General features: G+C 62.6%; 22 protein-coding genes and 1 tRNA gene. 13 read left to right on the forward strand and 10 right to left on the reverse strand.

Features of this window, described 5'->3' with window-relative positions; all coding sequences use genetic code 11:
- Positions 1-167: 167 nt before the first annotated feature.
- Entirely contained in the window at positions 168-392 is a 225-nt protein-coding gene (locus CKW40_RS44400) for a hypothetical protein (protein ID WP_210200195.1), read from the reverse strand.
- A gap of 297 nt (positions 393-689) precedes the next feature.
- Here CKW40_RS44400 and CKW40_RS09665 point away from each other — a divergent pair, with 297 nt between their 5' ends.
- Both CKW40_RS09665 and CKW40_RS09670 read left to right on the forward strand, forming a co-directional pair.
- Positions 690-1,637 carry a coiled-coil domain-containing protein gene (locus CKW40_RS09665; protein WP_179297892.1) on the forward strand — a complete coding sequence of 316 codons (948 nt, stop codon included), beginning with the start codon at positions 690-692 and terminating at the stop codon, positions 1,635-1,637.
- Between the two features lie 414 nt (positions 1,638-2,051).
- Positions 2,052-2,732, forward strand: coding sequence for a TonB-dependent receptor (locus CKW40_RS09670; RefSeq protein ID WP_095199669.1), 681 nt, complete (start codon positions 2,052-2,054; stop codon positions 2,730-2,732).
- Positions 2,733-2,976: 244 nt separating this feature from the next.
- On the opposite strand, the gene CKW40_RS09675 is transcribed toward CKW40_RS09670, so the two are convergent.
- Together CKW40_RS09675 and CKW40_RS09680 are read right to left on the reverse strand one after the other, a co-directional pair.
- Positions 2,977-3,061, reverse strand: a tRNA-Leu gene (locus tag CKW40_RS09675).
- A gap of 117 nt (positions 3,062-3,178) precedes the next feature.
- The gene (locus CKW40_RS09680) at positions 3,179-4,375 is read right to left on the reverse strand and encodes a DUF3616 domain-containing protein (RefSeq protein WP_143748266.1); all 1,197 of its coding nucleotides are present in this window, start codon (positions 4,373-4,375) and stop codon (positions 3,179-3,181) included.
- Between the two features lie 452 nt (positions 4,376-4,827).
- Between CKW40_RS09680 and CKW40_RS09685 the strand changes: the two genes are divergently transcribed.
- Both CKW40_RS09685 and CKW40_RS09690 read left to right on the forward strand, forming a co-directional pair.
- Positions 4,828-5,412 (forward strand): YqaA family protein, encoded by a 585-nt coding sequence (locus CKW40_RS09685; protein ID WP_095199671.1) that lies wholly within the window; start codon positions 4,828-4,830, stop codon positions 5,410-5,412.
- Positions 5,413-5,491: 79 nt separating this feature from the next.
- Positions 5,492-6,010, forward strand: a complete 519-nt coding sequence (locus CKW40_RS09690) for a disulfide bond formation protein B (protein WP_095199672.1) — start codon at positions 5,492-5,494, stop codon at positions 6,008-6,010.
- A gap of 17 nt (positions 6,011-6,027) precedes the next feature.
- On the opposite strand, the gene CKW40_RS09695 is transcribed toward CKW40_RS09690, so the two are convergent.
- The 3 genes from CKW40_RS09695 to CKW40_RS09705 all read right to left on the reverse strand — a co-directional run bounded on the left by CKW40_RS09695 (position 6,028) and on the right by CKW40_RS09705 (position 7,650).
- On the reverse strand, positions 6,028-6,291 hold the full coding sequence (locus CKW40_RS09695; RefSeq protein WP_095199673.1) for a hypothetical protein: 264 nt from the start codon (positions 6,289-6,291) through the stop codon (positions 6,028-6,030).
- 30 nt (positions 6,292-6,321) lie between these two features.
- A complete protein-coding gene (locus CKW40_RS09700) occupies positions 6,322-6,879 on the reverse strand; it encodes an HNH endonuclease (RefSeq protein ID WP_008874122.1) in 558 nt (185 codons plus the stop codon).
- Between the two features lie 129 nt (positions 6,880-7,008).
- Positions 7,009-7,650 carry a DNA-3-methyladenine glycosylase family protein gene (locus CKW40_RS09705; RefSeq protein WP_095199757.1) on the reverse strand — a complete coding sequence of 214 codons (642 nt, stop codon included), beginning with the start codon at positions 7,648-7,650 and terminating at the stop codon, positions 7,009-7,011.
- Positions 7,651-7,725: 75 nt separating this feature from the next.
- Between CKW40_RS09705 and gluQRS the strand changes: the two genes are divergently transcribed.
- Positions 7,726-8,601: a tRNA glutamyl-Q(34) synthetase GluQRS gene (gluQRS, locus tag CKW40_RS09710; RefSeq protein ID WP_095199674.1), complete on the forward strand. Its 876-nt coding sequence runs from the start codon at positions 7,726-7,728 to the stop codon at positions 8,599-8,601.
- A 148-nt stretch (positions 8,602-8,749) separates the two neighbouring features.
- Positions 8,750-9,646 (forward strand): DMT family transporter, encoded by an 897-nt coding sequence (locus tag CKW40_RS09715; protein ID WP_095199675.1) that lies wholly within the window; start codon positions 8,750-8,752, stop codon positions 9,644-9,646.
- A 71-nt stretch (positions 9,647-9,717) separates the two neighbouring features.
- On the opposite strand, the gene CKW40_RS09720 is transcribed toward CKW40_RS09715, so the two are convergent.
- Positions 9,718-10,569 (reverse strand): YihY/virulence factor BrkB family protein, encoded by an 852-nt coding sequence (locus CKW40_RS09720; RefSeq protein ID WP_095199676.1) that lies wholly within the window; start codon positions 10,567-10,569, stop codon positions 9,718-9,720.
- Positions 10,570-10,627: 58 nt separating this feature from the next.
- Here CKW40_RS09720 and CKW40_RS09725 point away from each other — a divergent pair, with 58 nt between their 5' ends.
- From CKW40_RS09725 to CKW40_RS09755, 7 genes are all read left to right on the forward strand, one after another.
- Positions 10,628-11,494 carry an SDR family oxidoreductase gene (locus CKW40_RS09725; protein ID WP_095199758.1) on the forward strand — a complete coding sequence of 289 codons (867 nt, stop codon included), beginning with the start codon at positions 10,628-10,630 and terminating at the stop codon, positions 11,492-11,494.
- A gap of 26 nt (positions 11,495-11,520) precedes the next feature.
- Entirely contained in the window at positions 11,521-11,712 is a 192-nt protein-coding gene (locus tag CKW40_RS09730) for a twin transmembrane helix small protein (protein ID WP_095199677.1), read from the forward strand.
- 26 nt (positions 11,713-11,738) lie between these two features.
- Positions 11,739-12,320: a cob(I)yrinic acid a,c-diamide adenosyltransferase gene (locus CKW40_RS09735; protein ID WP_095199678.1), complete on the forward strand. Its 582-nt coding sequence runs from the start codon at positions 11,739-11,741 to the stop codon at positions 12,318-12,320.
- 33 nt (positions 12,321-12,353) lie between these two features.
- Positions 12,354-13,154, forward strand: a complete 801-nt coding sequence (locus CKW40_RS09740) for a rhomboid family intramembrane serine protease (protein WP_095199679.1) — start codon at positions 12,354-12,356, stop codon at positions 13,152-13,154.
- 235 nt (positions 13,155-13,389) lie between these two features.
- Positions 13,390-14,139: an electron transfer flavoprotein subunit beta/FixA family protein gene (locus tag CKW40_RS09745; RefSeq protein ID WP_095199680.1), complete on the forward strand. Its 750-nt coding sequence runs from the start codon at positions 13,390-13,392 to the stop codon at positions 14,137-14,139.
- A gap of 20 nt (positions 14,140-14,159) precedes the next feature.
- Positions 14,160-15,089, forward strand: coding sequence for an electron transfer flavoprotein subunit alpha/FixB family protein (locus tag CKW40_RS09750; RefSeq protein ID WP_095199681.1), 930 nt, complete (start codon positions 14,160-14,162; stop codon positions 15,087-15,089).
- 116 nt (positions 15,090-15,205) lie between these two features.
- Positions 15,206-16,084: a 3-hydroxybutyryl-CoA dehydrogenase gene (locus CKW40_RS09755; RefSeq protein ID WP_013892834.1), complete on the forward strand. Its 879-nt coding sequence runs from the start codon at positions 15,206-15,208 to the stop codon at positions 16,082-16,084.
- A 121-nt stretch (positions 16,085-16,205) separates the two neighbouring features.
- Here the strand turns inward: CKW40_RS09755 and CKW40_RS09760 are convergent, their stop codons facing one another.
- From CKW40_RS09760 to CKW40_RS09770, 3 genes are all read right to left on the reverse strand, one after another.
- A complete protein-coding gene (locus CKW40_RS09760; protein ID WP_244571141.1) occupies positions 16,206-18,125 on the reverse strand; it encodes a PAS domain S-box protein in 1,920 nt (639 codons plus the stop codon).
- 217 nt (positions 18,126-18,342) lie between these two features.
- Positions 18,343-18,981, reverse strand: coding sequence for an NrsF family protein (locus CKW40_RS09765; RefSeq protein WP_095199683.1), 639 nt, complete (start codon positions 18,979-18,981; stop codon positions 18,343-18,345).
- Position 18,982: 1 nt separating this feature from the next.
- Positions 18,983-19,534: a sigma-70 family RNA polymerase sigma factor gene (locus CKW40_RS09770; RefSeq protein ID WP_095199684.1), complete on the reverse strand. Its 552-nt coding sequence runs from the start codon at positions 19,532-19,534 to the stop codon at positions 18,983-18,985.
- Positions 19,535-19,841 lie beyond the last annotated feature (307 nt).

The following is a 19,841-nucleotide window of genomic DNA, read 5'->3' on the forward strand; positions in this document are numbered from 1 at the left end:
GGCGGGTCATGCGCGTCGAAGCGCCAATCGGCATGAGGCGGCGCTAACGCCGGCCGGATGCGGTTCTGACAGAACGGCATATTTCGCCGCAGGATCTGGATACTCGATAGAGGTGATCGGGAACTTACTTCGATTTTCCTGCAGTCGACGCTAATATTGACTTCTGTTCATAAAAAAACGAGATTTTTCGGCAGAAGTTTTCTGTGAAAACCGCCAAAATCTACTCGCAATCTTGTTGCTGATCCGCGATGCTTTAGCAATTCGGTAGCGATGAGAGAAAAATGTCGCTGAATCATGAGGCCAACGGCGCCCGGCACATCAGTGCAGAAGGGAGTGCCGCTGTCCGAAAGCGCGACGATGACCCGCTCGAAGACCTGATCCGAAGCATTCAAGCCGGCACGGCTTCGCCTTCCTTCGAAGACGTGCCCACCAGATTGGCCCAGCCGGACACGCCGGCTGTCTCTCCCGGTTCAATTCAAACAGGCTGGAGCCAGACCAGGCGCGCTTCCACCCCCTTGTCCAGCCATCGGTCGATTCTGCGTTCCGGCGACGATTTGGCCGCCCATTTGAAAGGCGTGGCGGAAGGGCTGGAATTGTCGCGCCACGCGTGGTCCTCCCTGCAGGACTATCTGGTCAGGCTCGATGCGCAAACGCGCCATGCCGACGCTCTCGAGGCCGAGACATGGGAATTGCAGGAGGCGTCGGCCAGGCTCGAACATTTGCACGATCGCGCGTCGAGAGAGCTCGAGCGAAAATCGCGCGAGTTGTCGATCGCGAACGCGACCGTCGCCGAGCTGAAGGTCGAACTCGACAGGACCCGGCAGGCCATTGCCGAGGCCGACGGGCACACCAACCAGCGCGAAGCGCGGTTTCTCAAGGCGAATGTCGAGGTCGAGCGCCTGAGAGGGAACCTGGCGCAGATCTCCGAGCAGCTTGCCGATGAGATTGTGGCCAGGCAAGCCGCCGAGCGGGCGCGTGAAGACATTGCATCGCGGCTCGCCGGCCTGGAACAGGCCGCCTTGCTGCTGCATGCCAAGGCCGCGGATTACCAGCTTCTCAACGAGCAACTGACCGGCAAACTGTCCCGGCAGATGGCGGCGCAGCAAGACCTGCACGCGCGGCTGTCCACGGCCGAGCACGAGCGCGGCGTTCTCAACGATTGCGCCGCCACCGCGCAGGAGCGGGCCGCGGGACTGGAGAGGGAGTTGCGCTCGCTCCAGCGCCGGACCACCGCTTTGCTTGTCGATCAAGCCGTTGTCCGCGCGCCGCCAAGCCCTGTCTCGGATGGTGCCGAGGAAGCAGCCGAGCATTGGCGCCAGGCTTCGCAAGCCGAGATCGCGAAGTTGCGCGAGGAACGCGACGCAGCGCGCAAGGAATGTGCCGCGGTGAAGGTTCAGCTCGCCGATCTGCACTTGCGCGGCATGACCGACGAGCTCGCCCATGCCCGTTGCCGCGATGAGAACCGCGAGCTTCACCAGAAGCTGGAAACGCCGACGCACCAGGGCCGCCACAGCGAATCGGCAGCCGATGTGAGTGCCGATCTCGAACGGGCATTCGACGGATTGGACCTCTTGGCAACCGGCGAGCTTAGCGCGGCCAACGACGGCGATCCCGCCGTGGCGCGCAAGGCGTCTTGATCGCATTGCCGAGGCATGTCGGCCGTCAGGATGGCCAGGGCCGCCTCGCCGCCCGCCTGCGTATGAAGAGCCCGCTGGGCCGGTGGTGAGACCGGGCCCCGCTTGGCCGTTACGAAATCGCCAGCTCCGGTGGCCGAGCCTGCGCATCGGCGGAAACCGAGGCGAAGCGGCGGTTCCGACGCCCCCATGACCACCAGGATCGCCTGCGCGATCGCCAATGGATCCCCCCGTCACAGCCTCGCGGGTGTGGCCAAACCGCACCGCCAATATCTTACCGAGAGCCGTTTGGACAAAAGCGGTCCAGACGAATGGCACATCGTCACATAACTGCAATAGCGCGCGCCTAGCTAAATCGCCGCCACATCCCAACGCGCCGCTCCATCCCGATGCGCCGCCACATCTCGAGGAAAGACCATGCTTTTGCGCACCATCATCGCCCCATTGGGCGTCTGCTTGTCCATGGCCACATCGGCCCTTGCAGCCGACCTGGTCGAAGCCCCGCCACCGGCAGCGCCGACCTGGACGATTGCAATCGAGGGGGACCCGGAATTCTACGCCATCGACAATGGCAGCAACACCGCCCGCTCGCTTGCCGACACCTACTACAAGCTCAGCGTTTCGCACAATTTCGACAATAATTTTGTCGGCGGGATCTTTATCCAGCCGACCTTCAAGACTGGCGGAAAGTCGCAGTACTACGCCGAAGCGAGCCTCGGCTACAAAATCAAGATCACCGATGCCTTCAGCCTGACCCCGAGCCTCGGGCTCGGCTACACCTGGCACGACACCGGCATCATCAAGGATGCGGATGCCAACGCGAATGTTCCCTACTACGCCCTCTATCTCGCGGGCGATTGGAAGCTGTCCAAGCAGTGGACCTGGAACGTCTTCAACTTCCGCTACCGCAATGCCTTCAGCACCACCTGGGAAACGCCGAAGCTGGCCACCGGCGTGACCTACAACATCGACCCGACCAACGCGGTCTATGCCAGCGTCGGGTACTCCTGGAAGAAGACGGACACGACTTCGGCTCCCTACAACGGTCTCGCCGGCGACAAATGGAACATCGGGATCGGCTACAAGCACTCGCTCTGAGCGAATTGGCGAGAGTTAAGGGCTTGGCTTTGGCACAGGCCTTCATCCATCTGTCAGTTGCATCCGGGGCGGCGAAATCCACCGCTCCGGACAGCCCGAACCGGCAACGCGCATTTTCAGACGGTGCACCTCGGCGGCGCTGAGCCGAAACCTGTGCTAATCCTCTTCGCCAAGGCTTCAGAGGACACTCCTTCGTCTAACAAGTCTTGGATGGCCTGCCATCCGAAGCTCGAAGAGCGAAGGATGGTGCCCCTAGCCGGGATCGAACCAGCACTCCTTGCGGAACTCGATTTTGAGTCGAGCGCGTCTACCAATTCCGCCATAGGGGCTCAGGCCGGGCGGCCTGGATGGGCGCGGACTATACGGTCGGAGGCCTGTTCGTCAACTGGCCAATTGCCGGCAATCCCGGATACCGCCAGATTTCACCACCCGCGATAGCGATGCCCCTAGAAATCGACGGAGAAGACCAGGGGGCCGCCATCGCACATGCCGTCGGACAAGACCAGAATTTTAAGGTGATGCGGCTCATCGCTGAGCACTGCAATGCCTTCCGGTTTGATTTCCTTATCGTCACAGCCCGCGCCATCGCGGAGCGCGACCCCTGACAGGTCAAGTTCGGTCAACAATTTGGGCGTAGCCTTGCCGCCATCATCATGCGAGCCATCCCACAGGCTGAAGGTCCATGTTGGCGGAGACGTACCAGCGCTCGGTTCCGCATCTCCTGGCCCGGCAAGGACCAGGATACCGTCCTTGACGGCTGCCAGATCACGGATGCCGCGCCCCTTGCCAACCTCTAGATTGGTCAATTCGGGCGAGGCGGGTTCATTGGCGAACAGGGCCTTCTTGTCGAGAGCCAGAATTGGCGCATAGCCGGCGTTCGCCGGTCCCCGAAAGCCCAGATACAGCTTCGGCCCCATGACGGCCATACCTTCGATGTCCACGCCTTGGCCGTCCTTAAGACAGTCGTCGAGATGCTCTTTGACACCCGAAACGGCAGCAAAAACCTTGTCCAGCCCGGTGGCGTCGGTGATATCGCTTATCTTGCCATTGGCGTCTGTCAGAACGGCTCCGCTGGCCGGATCATAACCGATGCGGAGCAAATGGTGGCTGGCTGGATTCTCATCGCAGTGTTTGCGCTTACGCGCATGCGAGCCGGCCAGATAGTAATAGCCATTGTCGGCAGCGGCGGCTTCGGCGTCCAACTCAGCGCCGTCCAGCGGTAAGTCGAGCGGCTTTTCGTCCACCGCATAGGATCCATCCCCCAACAGGATCGTGCGCGTAGCGATGCCTTCATCCAATGCCAACAGACATCTTCGCGGAGCCGGTTGAAGCGCACAGGCGATTCCGCTCACCGACTTGCGGGTGTCCTTGTCGAATGGCAAACCGCCTCCGCTCTGCCAGGGCCCACCGACCGGCGCCAGGGAGCCTGCGGACGCGGCATGCCCGATCACGGCACAAGCGGCCACGATCAGCCATTTTTGCACATGCCGTCGATATGTCACGCCTTCGACCCGCATCATATGTAGGAACCTCCCCCATCGTCCAATGGGCAACTTGTAAATCGCAAGATGTCCATTCTCTCTCCGCGCCTCAAAGTTCAAAATCGACGTCGCCATTTTCAATCGATCGACCGCGTTGCTCACCTAAGCCGTCTTTCTCAACAATAGATATGTTGCATCGCAATATTCAAAAGCTTTCCGCGAGACATCGACTTTATCCCTATTTTTGATACTTGCAATACTGGCATTTATTTCGCCAGGCAGCGCTGAGTGAAACAGCCGCCCCTCTGGAAAAGCCGTGCGGCGCTCTATCAAATCATCCCTTCGACAGCGCTGGAGCCCGTTTCGGGAAAATCCGACGCCCCACTCAACAGAGACTCGTAGCCGCACGTTCGATTTGAGAGCCAGGCGCGCGGATGCGACCAATCTTCGCCTTTTGATTTTCATCACGGCGCTGCCATTGTGCAGCGCGGAAAATCTTTCTAGACAGGCGGCGCATGCAGCATGGCGCATCTGTAAGGATGGCCGCGCGCGCTTTGGGTCTTGTTTCACCCCAGGCATCTGCGCACTTTTGGGCGACACGCATAGGAGAGCCGATGCTTCGCGGACTGTACGACTGGACCTTGTCTCTCGCTGCACGCAAGTCCGCCGAATGGTGGCTGGCCTTCATCGCTTTCGTCGAAAGCTCGGTGTTCTTCATTCCGGCCGACGTACTTTTCCTGCCCATGGCGTTGGCGCGGCCCGAACGCGCCTATCGCTACGCGCTGACCGCCACCGTTGCGTCCGTGCTGGGCGGCATTGCCGGCTGGCTGATCGGCTACTACGCCTATGACACGATAGCACGGCCGATCCTGGAACACTTCGGCGGCCTTGCCACGTTCGAGAAGTGGCAGTCGTCCGGCACCGGGCTAATGCTGATGCTGCTCGTCACATCCGGCGTTGCGCACCTGCCGCCGATCAAGGTGGTCACTATTCTGGCCGGGGCGCTTCACATCAATCTTGTTGTCTTCATCGTCTCGGCGATCTTGGCGCGCGGCGCCCGTTTCCTGCTGCTGGCGTGGCTGTTGCGCCGCTACGGCGAGTCGATCCGCGAGTTCATCGAAAAGCGCCTTGGCCTGATCGTCGGCGCCGCCGCGGCTGCCCTGATTTTGCTCTATATCGTCGTCAAATACGCCTTCTGAGGCCTCGTCAAAACCAGGTAACGGTTCTGAACGGGGCAAGCGGACCTGGCGGGCGGCGAACTCAACGGACGAAAGACCCATGACAGCGACCATGAATGCCGATACCGGACGCCAGCGGACGCGGACCGCCCTGTTTCTCGCCGTCGCCATGGCCGCGACCGTCGGCTCGGCGCTCGGCTTCCAGTACATTGGCGGCTATATCCCCTGCCATCTCTGCCTGGAGCAGCGCACCCCCTATTATATCGGCGCGCCGCTGATGGTGCTGGCGGTGATTGCATCGATGCTGCGGGCGCCGGCCTGGCTGACTCGCGGCCTGCTGGGCATTGGCGGCCTGCTGATGCTCTACGGCCTCTATCTCGGCGTCTACCATTCCGGTGTCGAATGGCAGTGGTGGGCCGGCCCGACCGATTGCACGGCGGGTGCAGGCCCGGTCGACACCGGTGGCAAGGGCGTTCTCGACGCGCTCGACAAATTCGTGCCGCCCTCCTGCGACAAGGCCGCCCTGCGCATCCTGGGACTGTCGCTGGCCGGCTGGAACGCCATCGCCAGCCTTGTCCTGGCCGCCGTCGCCTTTCGCGGCGTGCTTTCCCGCGACTAACACTGATCAGGGTGACTTCAGACCTGTTCGACGCTGAGGATATTCATGTCTCTGTGTTTTCCAAGATACGCAGCGAGACAGTCCCAGAATTCGTCGAGCAGGGCCTTTCCGTCGGCGTCAAAGTCATTTCTTGCAACAAGCAGGAGTTTCCCGCCGGCATAGGTGCAACTCGGCTGCTCGTGCCACTTTCGGTTGGCGCGAAACTCTTGCTCTATGTCGATGGCAGCTTGCGGGCCTAACGCCGGCGCAACCTCAAGGCACTCGATCGTGATCTTGTACATGCGCTGGCCAATCGGCTCCAGGCGCCGACACTATGGCTCCAACTCGACATCCCAGTAGAGATAATCCATCCAGCTTTCATGCAGATGGTTCGGCGGGAACAGGCGGCCGTTGTTGTGCAGATCATGCACCGTCGGCTGATAAGGCTTCTGCAGCGGCCACATCTTGGCATGCGCCGGCATCATGCCGCCCTTCCTCAGATTGCAGGGCGAACAGGCGGCGACGACATTCTCCCAGGTCGTCGCACCGCCACGATGGCGAGGGATGACATGGTCGAAGGTCAGATCCTCGGGCGTGCCGCAATACTGGCACTGGAAGCGGTCGCGCAGGAAGACGTTGAAGCGGGTGAAGGCCGGATGCCTGGACGGCTTCACATAGGCCTTCAGGCTGACCACGCTCGGCAGCTTCATCGAGAAGGTCGGCGACGACACCGCATGCTCGTATTCGGCGACGATGTTCACCCGGTCGAGGAACACCGCCTTGATGGCGTCCTGCCAGGACCAGAGCGACAAGGGGTAATAGCTGAGCGGACGGTAATCCGCATTCAGCACCAGCGCTGGAAGCCCATCCGGAGATACGGCAACCGTCACCTTGTTTACCTCCTTGGTTCTAGACCCGAACGGCGCGGATACTGTAAGCCCGACATGACAGGGATGTGAAGCGGATTGTGGTTCGCGCGACGTGCCAAAAAAGCATGATTTTTATGCTTTTTTGCGGATTCAGGCGGGCGGTGCGGCGTCCCTGCCCCTGGTTTCGCGATAATAGGACCAGAAAAGCCGCGATGCGACACCTCGCCACGGGCTCCATGATTCGGCCAATGCGATCAGTGTTTTCTCCGGCGGACGCGGGTCGATGCCGAGCGCATGACCGACTGCCGTTTGTAGTGCGACATCCCGTGCGGGGAAGATGTCTGGGTGCCCGGCGGCAAACAGAAGGTACACTTCCGCCGTCCACGGGCCGATGCCGGGCACCGCCGTCATCGCCGTAATGGCCTCGTCAGCGTCGAGCGAACAGAGGTGATTGAGGTCGAGGCCGTCGGCCACAGCCTGGGCAATTGCGATCAGGCCACGCTGCTTGGGCCGCGACAGGCCGGCCTCGCGAAACATGTCCTCGCCGGCGGCCAGGATCGCCTGCGGCGTCAGCGGGTTGACCAGCTTCGTCAGCCGGCCGAAGATGGCATCGGCGCTCGCCCGGGAGACCTGCTGCGAGACGATGATGGAAGCCAGGCTCCTGAAGCCAGGCTCCGAAAGCCTGAGCGGCACCTCGCCGGCCATGCCGCGCACCTTTTCCAGGCGCGGGTCGATGACGCAAAGCGCATCGAGCCCGCGCGCAATGTCGTCCAGTGTCACGATGCGCTGCATGGTATCCTTGTCCGCCAATGTGCAGCAAAGTAGCAACGGCCGAAACCGCCGCACAACCCGATTGCCGCTTGAGACATGACGCTCCTGACATTCCGCTTCGCGCCCAGCCCCAACGGCGACCTGCATCTCGGCCACGCCTATTCGGCGCTGCTCAACCAGACGCTCGCAAAGGCCAGTGGCGGTCGCCTGCTGCTGCGCATCGAGGACATCGACACCACACGCTGCACGCCGCAATTGGAGGCCGGCGTGCTTGCCGACCTGAAATGGATGGGCCTTGGCTGGGAAGAACCGGTGCGCCGCCAGTCCGAGCATTTCGCGGAGTACGAGGCGGTGCTTGACCAGCTGATCCGCGAGGACATCGTCTATCCCGCCTTCATGAGCCGTGGCGAGATCAGGGCCTTCATCGCCGACAGTGAAAAGCACGGGCGTGACTGGCCGCGCGATCCCGACGGCGTGCCGCTCTATCCCCCCGCCGACAAGACGCTGCCCGTGAAGGAACGCGAACGGCGCATCGCCGATAACGAGCCCTTTGCCTGGCGGCTGGATATCGGCGCCGCCATGGCGCGTGTCGGCAAGGACCTCGCATGGGCAGAATTCACCGATGAGACGCTATCGGTGACGCGCTCGGTCGAAGCGCGCCCGCAGGACTGGGGCGACGTGATCGTGGCGCGCCGCGACATCCCAACCAGCTACCACCTCGCCGTCGTCATGGACGACGCCCTGCAAGGCGTCAGCCATATAGTGCGCGGACAGGACCTGTTTTCCGCCACCGGCGTGCAGCGCCTGCTGCAGGAACTGCTTGGGCTGCCGCAACCCGCCTATTTCCACCATCGGCTTATTCTCGGACCGGACGGGCGGAAACTGTCGAAGAGCCTTGGCGATACCGGCCTTGCCAAGCTGCGCGGGTCCGGCGCGACCCCTGACGATATCAGGCTTATGGTCGGACTCTGAACTGGAGGGAGCTTTCGAACGCGTGACGAAGTCGCCGCCGGTTGAATTCCCGTGATGCATGGATCAATCGTTTCGTTTTGCACGCCGGGTTGAACGGGATTAGAGCATCGGCACGTTCAGTTCTCGCCAGCCTGCGGTCTCCGGAAAAATGCAAAGCATCAAGCGGTTCATCCCCGCCACCTTCGTCGTCCTGTGGGCGACCGGCTTTATCGGCGCCCGCTACGCCATGCCGTGGGCGGAGCCGTTCACCTTCCTTGCCGCGCGTTTCGTCATAGCGGCCATCCTGCTGGCTGCCCTGATGCCCGTGCTGGGCTCGAAACGAGCCACCCGCAAGGAGGCGCTGCATGCCACCGGCGCCGGCGTGCTGATGCATGGCGTCTATCTCGGCGCCGTCTTCTGGGCCATCCACCGGGGCATGCCGGCCGGGTTTTCGGCCCTGATCGTCGGCCTGCAGCCGCTGATCACCGCCGTGCTTGCCGGCAAGTTTCTCGGCGAGGCGATCCTGCCGCGCCACTGGCTTGGCCTTGGCATCGGCCTGATCGGCATCGTCATCGTGCTGTGGCCGAAGCTCGGCGCGATTAGCGGCGGCGTGACGGCGGCAACGCTGACCGCCTCGCTGGTCTCGGTGCTCGGCATGAGCGCCGGCACAATCTGGCAGAAGCGCTTTGCTTCCAGCGGCGACCTCGTGGCGGCGACCATGTGGCAATATGTCGGCGGCGCTTCGCTGATGATCCTGGCCGCGCTCGCCTTCGAGACGCACACCGTCGTCATCAACGGCGAACTGATCTTCGCCATGGCTTGGCTGGTTCTGGTGCTGTCGCTCGGCGCCATCTTCCTGCTGATGGTGATGATCCGCGACGGCGAAATGTCGAAAGTCGCCTCGCTGTTCTACCTGGTGCCGGCGGTGACGGCGATCATCGCCTGGGCGCTATTCGACGAACAACTCAACGCACTGCAGATTGTCGGCATGGCGATCACGACCTTCGGCGTTGGCCTGGCGACGGCGCGGCCGGCCAAGGGGAGAATTGAGGAATTGAGGAATTGAGGAATTGAGGAAGAAGCACCCAGCCAGATATGGCCAATCTTCAATTCTCCAGTTCTCCAGTTCTTCCTTCCTCATCCGACCCGCGCCCGCGCCTCCAGATAACGGCTGATGGCGGCATTGAGCTCGCCGCCGAGGATGAAGATCGCCGAGACGATGTAGAGGAAGACCACCGCGATCATGATCGAGGCGAGGCCAGCATAGGTCGTCACATAGGACGAGAAATGATCGAGATAGGTGGCGAACATCGTCGAGCCGATGAGCCATGCCGCCAGTGTGAAGACGATGCCCGGCACCAGCGAGACGAAGCGGCGCTTGCCGGCCGGCAGCCAGTAGTGCACCGAAAACAGCCCACCGATGATGACGGCTGAGGCGATGACGTAGCGCCACAGCGTGATCGTGCCGGTATAGGGCTTTATCCACTCGAAATGGGCTTCCGCCAGTCGCGCCAGCAGAGGCGCGAACACCAGAAGCACGCTGATCGCCAGGAAACCGGCCGTCGCGATCAGCACGAAGAACAGGCTCTGCACACGACGATAGATGATCCCACGTGTCTCGGTGACGCGATAGGCGCGGTTGAGCGATGTACGCAGCGCCTCGATGCCGTTCGAAGCAAAATAGGCGGCAAGCAGCACGCCATAGGTCAACAGATCGGTACGCCGGACGGTCAGCACGTTCAGCACCTCATGCGCGATCGGCTTGGCGATCTGATCCGGCCAAGTGTCGAAGACCAGATGCACGGCCGTGTCGGCAAAGGCCTGCGCGCCGAGGAAGCTGCCCAGCGTCGTGGCGAAGATCAGGAACGGAAACAGCGCCATCAGCGAGGTGATCGCCAGATGGCTGGCCATCGCCCAGCCGTCATCGGTGTTGAAATGACCGAGCGCGTCGTAGAGCACGCGGCGCAGGGCGACAATATTCCGCAACAAGAACCCGCGTTCCCTTCGATTGTCTCGACGCCGCGAATATGGGAAGTGAATGCGGCAAATGGCAACCCTTGGCGAAACCACGAGTCCGATGGCGCAGGAATTGCGCACCATCATCGTCACCGGCGCCTCGTCCGGCATAGGTGCATATTGCGCCCGGGCACTCAAGGCGGAAGGCTGGCGGGTGTTCGCCACGGCCCGAAAACCCGAGGACATCGCTGCCTTGGAAAGCGACGGCATCGAGGCTTATTACCTCGATTATAGCGAACCGGTCTCGATCGCTGCCTTGGTGACTTCAGTGCTCGACCGCACCGGCGGCCGGCTCGACGCCCTGTTCAACAACGGCGCTTACGCTCAGGCCGGCGCGGTCGAGGATCTGTCGGTGGCCGCGCTGAAGGAGCAGTTCGAGGTCAATTTCTTCGGCTGGCACGATTTGACCCGCCGTCTCGTGCCGGTAATGCGCCGCCAGGGTCATGGCCGCATCGTCCATTGCTCGTCGATCCTCGGTCTCGTGCCGGTGCGCTTTCGCGGCGCCTATTCGGCGTCGAAACATGCGCTCGAGGCGCTGATGCTCTGCCAGCGCCAGGAACTGGAAGGCAGCGGCGTCCATGTTTGCCTGATCGAACCAGGGCCGGTGAAATCGAAGATCGCCAGCAATGGCCTGCCCTGGTTCCTGAAAAACATCGACATCGAGAATTCCGTGCACAGCGCGGACTATGCGGCGCAGTTGGAAAGGCTGCGCGCCGGCGGCAGCCAATCGGCGCTGAAACCCGGGCCGGAAGTGGTCCACAAGGTTCTGCGCCATGCACTTCTGTCGCGGCGCCCGCGCCCGCACTATGTGGTAACAGTGCCGGCTAAGATCGGCGCCGCACTCAAACGCGTCCTGCCGGCATCGATACTCTACCGCCTGATGGCCAAACGCGCCTGAACGCGAAAACAACTGGAAACGCTACAATGGCAACCGTCTTCAACATCCTCGCCATTCTGGTCATGGCCGCCGTGGTGATTGTACTGATCCGTGGCCTCATCAACATGATGCGCGGCGGTTCCGGCGTCACCTCGAACAAGCTGATGCAGGCACGCGTCATGCTGCAGGCCGTGGCGCTGGCGCTGATCCTGCTGGCCGTGTATTTCACCCGCAAGTGAGGATATCGGCAGCGGGGGGAGACGACGTGGTCAAGCTCAACAAGATCTACACCCGCACCGGCGATGACGGCACGACGGGTCTCGGCACCGGCGAGCGGCGGCTGAAATCCGATCTGCGGGTGGATGCCTATGGCACGGTCGACGAAGCCAATGCCTGCATCGGCATCGCGCGGGTCCATACGGCAACCAGCCACCCTGCGATCGATGCCATGCTGTCGCGCATCCAGAACGATCTCTTCGACCTTGGCGCCGACCTGGCCGTCCCCGATGATGGCAAGCCACTCGGCTATGAGCCGCTGCGCATTGTTGCCACGCAGACCGACCGTGTCGAAAACGACATCGATCTCCTCAACAACGATCTGCAGCCGCTCAAATCCTTCGTGCTCAACGGTGGCACGCCGGCGGCTGCGGCGCTTCACCTCGCCCGCACCGTGGCGCGGCGGGCCGAACGGCTGATGGTGGCGCTGGCGCAAGACCCGGGCGAACACGTCAACCGCGACGGGCTGAAATACATCAACCGCGTCTCGGATTTCCTGTTTGTCGCTGCCCGGGCGGTCAATGACAATGGAAATGCCGACGTGCTATGGGTTCCCGGCAAGAACCGCTGAACGGACCATAAAGCGGGAGGGGGCCAGGCACGCATGTTCATCCCGCTTTACGACACCAACAGGCTGCGTCATATCCGGCTGCAATATGTGACGATCGGCCTGATCGTGGCCAACGCACTGGTCTATTGCGCAACGGCACTGGGCGGCGAGAACTTCACCAATGCGGCCGTGCTTGGCCTTGGTTTCATTCCATCCGTCGTTCACGACACGGCCGAACTCGACCCGCGCTTTGTCATCATCCCCGAAAGCCTGAGCTACCTCACCTATTCCTTCCTGCACGCCGACATCTTCCACCTTGGCGGCAACATGCTGTTCCTGTGGGTGTTTGGCGACAATGTCGAGGACGCGCTCGGCCACATCCGCTACCTGATCTTCTATCTGCTGTGCGCCATCGCCGGCGCCGCCTTCCAGGGCCTCGTCGCGTGGAATTCGCAGGTGCCGCTGATCGGCGCCTCCGGTGCTATCGCCGGCGTGGTTGTCGCCTATTTGATCCTCTATCCCAGGGTGAAGGTCTGGGTGCTGGCCTTTGCCCGCATCCCTTTGCGCATTCCAGCCTTCATCCCGCTTGTCCTGTGGGTGCTGTTCCAGGTCTTCATGTTCGCCGCCGGTGGCGAGGACCAGATCTCATGGGCCTGCCACATCGGCGGCATCATTGCCGGCGCCGTGCTGGTGCTGGTCTTGCGCAGGCGCGGCGTGCCGCTTTTTGCCGGCGCCGACGAGGATACGGTGGCTCCCACATCAGACCAGCCGTCGCTTGCCGCCGAACCGGCGGCCCCTGAACCGTCGGCGACCACAACGCGCTGGGGCCGGGGAAACCCCTCCGGCTCAAACTGAACCGATTTGAGCCGCTTTCAGCGTATTGACGTCAAGGGTTGCCGCAACTACGGAAACGTCTCCGTCTGAGCCCCAAGGCTGTTAAGGAGCAGTCCAAGGCGGGCAAAGACCAGAATTTCCATCCGGCCAGAATTCCGTCTGGCCGGAATTCAGTCAGGAATGTCGGCTTTCGACAACTCAGAAGGGGCGCAAGCTGTTATAGCGCGCCCAACTAGCGTGAAGAGGTGACAGGCAAATGAAGATCCTTGTGCCCGTGAAGCGGGTTGTGGATGCGAACGTCAAGGTTCGCGTGAAGGCTGATGGTTCGGCGGTGGAACTTGCCAACGTCAAGATGGCGATGAACCCGTTCGACGAGATCGCGGTGGAAGAGGCGATCCGGCTGAAGGAAGCCGGCAAGGCCGAGGAAATCATCGTCGTCTCGATCGGCCCGCAGCAGGCGCAGGAAACCTTGCGCACCGCGCTCGCCATGGGCGCCGACCGCGCCATCCTGGTCAAGACCGACGAGCAGACCGAGCCGCTCGGTGTCGCCAAGGTGCTGAAGGGCGTCGTCGACGCCGAACAGCCCGGCCTGGTCATCCTCGGCAAGCAGGCGATCGACGACGACTCGAACCAGACCGGCCAGATGCTGGCGGCGCTGCTCGGCTGGGCGCAAGGCACCTTCGCCTCCAAGGTCGTGCTCGAAGGCGACAAGGCCAAGGTGACGCGTGAAGTCGACGGTGGCCTGCAGACGGTTGAGCTGAAGATGCCGGCGATCATCACCGCCGACCTTCGCCTCAACCAGCCGCGCTATGCCTCTTTGCCCAACATCATGAAGGCCAAGAAGAAGCAGCTCGACGAAAAGAGCCCGGCCGACTACGGCGCCGACGTCAAGCCGCGCCTCAAGGTCATCAAGACCGAAGAGCCAAGCGGCCGCAAGGCAGGCGTCAAGGTCAAGAGCGTCGCCGAACTGGTCGACAAGCTCAAGAACGAAGCCGGCGTGCTCTGAGATCGGAAGGAACAGATAAAATGACCATTCTCCTCATCGCCGAACACGACAACGCCACCCTTTCCGACCAGACCGCCAAGGCGCTTTCGGCGGCCCTGCAGATCGGCTCGGACGTGCATGTGCTGGTGGCCGGCAAGGGCGCCAAGGGCGCTGCCGACGCCGCCGCCAAGCTCAAGGGTGTGAGCAAGGTGCTGCTGGCCGAAGCCGACGAACTCGCCGAGCGCCTCGCCGAACCGACGGCCGCACTCGTCGTGTCGCTCGCCGGCGGCTACGACACCATCATCGCCCCCGCCACCTCCTCTGGTAAGAACGTCGCACCGCGCGTGGCGGCCCTGCTCGATGTCGCGCAGGTGTCCGAGATCATCGAAGTGGTCTCGCCCGACACGTTCAAGCGGCCGATCTATGCCGGCAACGCCATCCAGACCGTGCAGTCGACCGACGCCAAGAAGGTCATCACCGTGCGCACCGCCTCTTTCCAGGCAGCGCCCGAGGGTGGCTCCGCCGCCGTCGAGACCGTCAAGGCGGCGGCCAATCCGGGACTCTCCACCTTCGTCGAGAACAAGCTGTCGGAGAACGACCGTCCGGAGCTGACCTCGGCCAAGATCATCATCTCGGGCGGCCGCGCGCTTGGCTCCTCGGAAAAGTTCCAGGAGGTCATCCTGCCCGTCGCCGACAAGCTCGGTGCCGCCGTTGGCGCGTCCCGCGCGGCGGTCGATGCCGGCTATGCGCCGAACGACTGGCAGGTCGGCCAGACCGGCAAGGTCGTCGCTCCCGATCTCTACATCGCGGTCGGCATCTCCGGCGCCATCCAGCATCTCGCCGGCATGAAGGATTCGAAGGTTATCGTCGCCATCAACAAGGACGAGGAGGCACCGATCTTCCAGGTTGCCGACTACGGCCTCGTCGGCGATCTCTTCGTCATTCTGCCGGAGTTGCAGAAGGCGCTTTGACGCTCTCTGACAAAGCGTATTAAATGCTTGGGGTGGGGTAGACGAAGTCGCCCCGCCCTTTTAGTTTGCACCGCACAAAAAGCAGGCTGCAAAAGCCTTTGGACGGGATCGGTGTAATGAGCAAGATCGAGACGATCGGCATCATCGGCGCAGGCCAGATGGGCGGGGGTATCGCCCATGTCTCCGCGCTTTCGGGCTACAAGGTGCTGATCTACGACATATCGCCCGACCGCATCGAGAAGGGCATCGCCACCATCAGCGGCAACATGGCCCGCCAGGTGGGCTCCGGCAAGCTCGACGAAAAGCTACGCAACCAGGCGATGGCGCGCATTGCCTCGGCACCGGCGATGGCAGATCTCGCCGGCGCCGATCTGGTGATCGAGGCGGCGACCGAGGACGAGACGGTCAAGCGCAAGATCTATGCCCAGCTCTGTCCGCAGCTCAACCCCGAAGCCATACTGGCGACCAACACCTCGTCGATCTCGATCACCCGGCTTGCCGCGCAGACCGACCGGCCGGAGCGCTTCATCGGCATACATTTCATGAACCCGGTGCCGCTGATGAAGCTGGTCGAGCTGGTGCGCGGCATCGCCACCGAGGACCAGACCTTCGAAGCGGCGAAGACCTATGTGAAGCAGCTCGACAAGACGATCACGGTCTCGGAGGATTTCCCGGCCTTCATCGTCAACCGCATCCTGCTGCCGATGATCAACGAGGCGATCTACACGCTCTATGAGGGTGTCGGCTCGGTCGATGCCATCGACACCGCCATGCGGCTCGGCGCCAACCATCCGATGGGACCGCTGCAGCTGGCCGACTTCATCGGCCTCGACACCTGCCTGTCGATCATGCAGGTGCTGCATGACGGGCTGTCGGATTCGAAGTACCGCCCCTGCCCGTTGCTGGTGAAGTATGTCGAAGCCGGCTGGCTCGGGCGCAAGACCGGACGCGGCTTCTACGACTATCGCGGCGAGCACCCCGTTCCGACGCGCTAGAGCAATTCCAGGAAAAGTGTGAGCGGTTTTCCCGGGAAAAGCGCAGAGCGCTTTCCCTTGGGAATTGCGTCAAAACAAAGAGTTCGAGTGGTTCGCCGTTTCCATGAAACGGTGAAACGCTCTACGACGCCGCGGCAAGCGGCGCGGGCGGTTCTGACCTGTCGTCGGTGATCCTGTCATCCGGCGCCACCGAAACGCACCCACGGCCGGCGGCCTTGGCCGCATAGCAGGCGGCGTCGGCCTTTGCGATGATCTCGTCGACTTCGCCGCAATTGGCGTAGATCGCCGCCAGGCCGATGCTGGCGCCGATCGCGTGCGGCCGGCCGTCCCAGGTGAAGTTCAGCCCGGCTATCGCGTCGATGACGGAGCGCGCCGCGATCCTGGCGCCCGCGGTCGAACCCGATTTCAGGATGACCGCGAATTCGTCGCCGCCCAGGCGCGCGACGATGTCTTCAGGACCAAGCACACCGCGCACGGCCTCCGCGACCCGCCTCAGCAAGGCGTCGCCTGCGGCGTGGCCACCCGTGTCGTTGACCAGCTTGAAATGGTCGAGGTCGATGAACATGAACTGATGGCCGCTTCCGGCCGTCGTGCCGTCCTTGCGCGCCTGATCGACCAATCCCTCCATGGTTCGGATGAAGCTCGAGCGATTGGCAAGGCCGGTCAGCGCATCATGCGCGGCGGCGTGGGCAAGTTGGCGCTGCAGGGCGCGCGCATCGGTGAAGTCCTGGAAGACGATGACCAGCCCGCAGAATTCGTTGCGCTCGTTCATGATCGGCGACACGACCTGGCGGATGCTGCAGCGTGTGTCGTCGCGGCGGATCAGCACGGCACGGCTGTTCTGGTCGGAAGGCGCCTCCGCGCCGATCGCCGGCCGCGTCACGCCGATCCTGTGACCTGTCTCCTCATCGACCGCCCAATAGACATGGCCGAGCGTCTTGCCGAGCGCCGCCTCGCCGGAAACGCCGGTCAGCTTCTCGGCAACCGGGTTCATGAAGGTGACGCGATTGGCCGCATCGGTGCAGATGACGGCATCGCCGATCGACTGCAGCGTCACCCGGAGCCGTTCTTTCTCGTCGGCCAGCATTGCCGCCGACAGGGTCAGGCGCTCTTCGGCCTGCTTGCGCCGGGTGATGTCGGTCAGGCTGCCGATGGCCCTGATCAGACGCCCGTCCCCGTCGCGCTCGATGGCCTTGCCGCGGTCGAGGATCCAGACCCAGCGGCCATCCTTGTGGCGCATCCTGAACTCGGCCTCGAAAAACTCTGTCTGTCCGTCAAGGTGGGCGCGGTCCGCTTCGGCGACGGTCTCGCGGTCGTCGGGATGGATCATGGTCAGCCAGCGGTCCGGATCGCCGTCGAGTTCGCCATCCGCATAACCCAGCATCTTGACCCAGGTTGAGGAATAGGTCGTGCCGCCTTTGCGCACGTCGAGATCCCAGACGCCCTGGCCGGCGCCGGCGAGCGCGAAATTCCAGCGCGTTTCGGCCTCTGCGATGCGCGCCTCGGCCTGCTTGCGCGCGTCGATGTCCTCGATTTGTGAGACGAGATAGAGCGGGCGCCCGCTTTTCTCGTCACGAATGACGGAACCGGCGAGATGCGCCCAGACAGCTGTGCCGTCCTTCTTGAGGTAACGCTTTTCGAACTGGAAGGCGTTGACCGTGCCCGCTTTGATGCCTTCCATGGTTTCCCGCCCGACATGCAGGTCGTCAGGATGGGTGATCTGGAAAAAGGTCAGCGCCTCGATCTCTTCGCGACTGTAGCCAAGCATCGAGGCGAAGGCCGGATTGGTTTCCAGAATACGCCCGTTCAGCCCGACAATGGCGATGCCGATCGCCGAATCCTGCATGGCCCTGCGAAATCGCTGCTCGCTCTGCGCGATCTGCCGCCGGTCGGCAGAGATGCGAACGACAAACAGCCCGGCGAGGAAAAGCGCGCCGCCCGCAATGGCGACCGATATCTGAAGACAAAGTCTGAGTGCCTCGGCGCCAAGGTCCAGCCTCGACAGCATGACCGAGGCCACCGCAACAGCGAGGCCAGCCACAAGCAGCGCCGGCGCTGCGTGTCTGTGGAGCCTGATGGGTCCTGGTAATCTCACGATCCGTGCCACCCCCGTGGGCAATCGCTTTTTCCCGTTAAAACCCTGAAGGATCGATTTTAAAGAAAGGTTGCGCCTGGGGTACTGATGACATGGACAACCGGCAAACAATTGCCGGCATGATTAAGGATCGGTATTCGCGGGTGTAGCCGCCGGTATCCTGCTACCAACGCACGAACAACCGCCCGCCAAGCGCACCAAGCAAGGCAAGCGCTGCGATGGCGATCGTGTACCAGGTGGCGACGAAAAGCGGCGAATCGTCGAAACAATGCGCGGCGTAGAAGGTCGCCGCCAGCCCGCCGGCGAGCAGGCCCGCGACCGCGCCGGCAAGCACCGGCCGTGTCGGCGCGCCATAGCGCAGCATCCACAGGAAGATGGCCAGCGGGCCGATGCCGATCAGCGGGATGAAGCCCATGCAGATCATCATGTTGGAACCGACCATGCGCGTGCCCCACAGCGCCTCCGGCACCATGAAGAGTTCCAGCACCACCGCCACGGCCACCAGCACGGGCGCGGCCAGCATCCCTGCCATCGCCCACCGTGTCGAGGCCCCCGGCGTCGACAAAGCGCGGATCAGGGCGAAGGCGCTGACGGCCAGCACGATGGTGAAAACGAACTTGGAGAGGAAGCGCATCGTGTGCGCGGCCACCATGAAGTCCGGGCGCGGGCCGATCGTCAGCAGGAAAACGACTGCCGCGATGACAATGGCCGCACAGGCAGCCAGCCACCAGGCCGAGCGCAATGGCATCGCCTTGCTGCTTGCATCGGCGTCGAGCGCCTTGATGAGATCCTCGGTCCTCATGTCATTCCCGCCCAAATCGGCCCTGCCCGAATCGCTTGGCTATGGCGGCGAGCCCACGATGCAGCGACACACGCACCGCCGTCTCGCTGATGCCGAACTTCGCTGCCGTTTCGCCGATCGAGCGGCCTTCCACCGATACGGCCGAGACCACCGAGCGCTGCGCCGGCGGCAACCCGTCCAGGGCCCGGTTGATGTCGCGCTCGCTGACGGTTTCGGTCTCCGGCTCGGCGAAGGTCTCGGCGATATCGTCGACATCGATTTCGATGCGCCGACCGCGCCGCCGGAACGCATCGATCAGCTTGAAGCGGGCAATGGCATAGATCCACGGCAGCACCGGCGCGTCCTGGCGCCAGGTATGCCGTTTCACATGAATGGCCAGCAAGGTTTCCTGCACGACATCCTCGGGATCGACCCCGCCCTGCACGATCTTGCGCCGGACAAAACCGCGCACCAGCGCGGCAATCCGGTGCAGAAAGTCGGCGTAGGCCCTTTCATCTCCCGCGATCGCGGCCCGCAACAGCCGGGAAAGCTCGGCCTCGTCCTTGCCGCTCACAAGAGTTCACTCCCCCGATTTTCGTGTCTCGGCACTGATTTGTTACGTGGCCGGCGAAATAATGTCCAAGCCAAACTATGGGCAAATCACGAAAGTTTGCGGGTCCTAAAGGCACAGCCGCATACCGGGTCACCTTACAGGCCTTGCGATCCAGTTTCGCGAGAAACCGTCGATTCAGGCCGCCATCACATGGAATTGTCCGCTTTGCATCGACCTTTGCGCCTCAGCGACCGATTGAAGCAGACCAACAATGTTGACTATGCCTGTCAGGTATCGATAGGTGCAGCGTGCAAAGACCAACGATATC

Origin of the sequence: Mesorhizobium carmichaelinearum (assembly GCF_900199455.1) — a bacterium.
GTDB lineage: Bacteria > Pseudomonadota > Alphaproteobacteria > Rhizobiales > Rhizobiaceae > Mesorhizobium > Mesorhizobium carmichaelinearum.

What these genes read in the sequence shown, in the direction of transcription:
- CKW40_RS09670 (WP_095199669.1), top strand. Translation starts at nt 2,052, where the DNA reads ATGCTTTTGCGCACCATCATCGCCCCATTGGGCGTCTGCTTGTCCATG.
- CKW40_RS09685 (WP_095199671.1), top strand. Translation starts at nt 4,828, where the DNA reads ATGCTTCGCGGACTGTACGACTGGACCTTGTCTCTCGCTGCACGCAAG.
- CKW40_RS09690 (WP_095199672.1), top strand. Translation starts at nt 5,492, where the DNA reads ATGACAGCGACCATGAATGCCGATACCGGACGCCAGCGGACGCGGACC.
- CKW40_RS09695 (WP_095199673.1), bottom strand. Translation starts at nt 6,291, where the DNA reads ATGTACAAGATCACGATCGAGTGCCTTGAGGTTGCGCCGGCGTTAGGC.
- CKW40_RS09705 (WP_095199757.1), bottom strand. Translation starts at nt 7,650, where the DNA reads ATGCAGCGCATCGTGACACTGGACGACATTGCGCGCGGGCTCGATGCG.
- gluQRS (WP_095199674.1), top strand. Translation starts at nt 7,726, where the DNA reads ATGACGCTCCTGACATTCCGCTTCGCGCCCAGCCCCAACGGCGACCTG.
- CKW40_RS09715 (WP_095199675.1), top strand. Translation starts at nt 8,750, where the DNA reads ATGCAAAGCATCAAGCGGTTCATCCCCGCCACCTTCGTCGTCCTGTGG.
- CKW40_RS09725 (WP_095199758.1), top strand. Translation starts at nt 10,628, where the DNA reads ATGGCAACCCTTGGCGAAACCACGAGTCCGATGGCGCAGGAATTGCGC.
- CKW40_RS09730 (WP_095199677.1), top strand. Translation starts at nt 11,521, where the DNA reads ATGGCAACCGTCTTCAACATCCTCGCCATTCTGGTCATGGCCGCCGTG.
- CKW40_RS09740 (WP_095199679.1), top strand. Translation starts at nt 12,354, where the DNA reads ATGTTCATCCCGCTTTACGACACCAACAGGCTGCGTCATATCCGGCTG.
- CKW40_RS09745 (WP_095199680.1), top strand. Translation starts at nt 13,390, where the DNA reads ATGAAGATCCTTGTGCCCGTGAAGCGGGTTGTGGATGCGAACGTCAAG.
- CKW40_RS09750 (WP_095199681.1), top strand. Translation starts at nt 14,160, where the DNA reads ATGACCATTCTCCTCATCGCCGAACACGACAACGCCACCCTTTCCGAC.
- CKW40_RS09755 (WP_013892834.1), top strand. Translation starts at nt 15,206, where the DNA reads ATGAGCAAGATCGAGACGATCGGCATCATCGGCGCAGGCCAGATGGGC.
- CKW40_RS09765 (WP_095199683.1), bottom strand. Translation starts at nt 18,981, where the DNA reads ATGAGGACCGAGGATCTCATCAAGGCGCTCGACGCCGATGCAAGCAGC.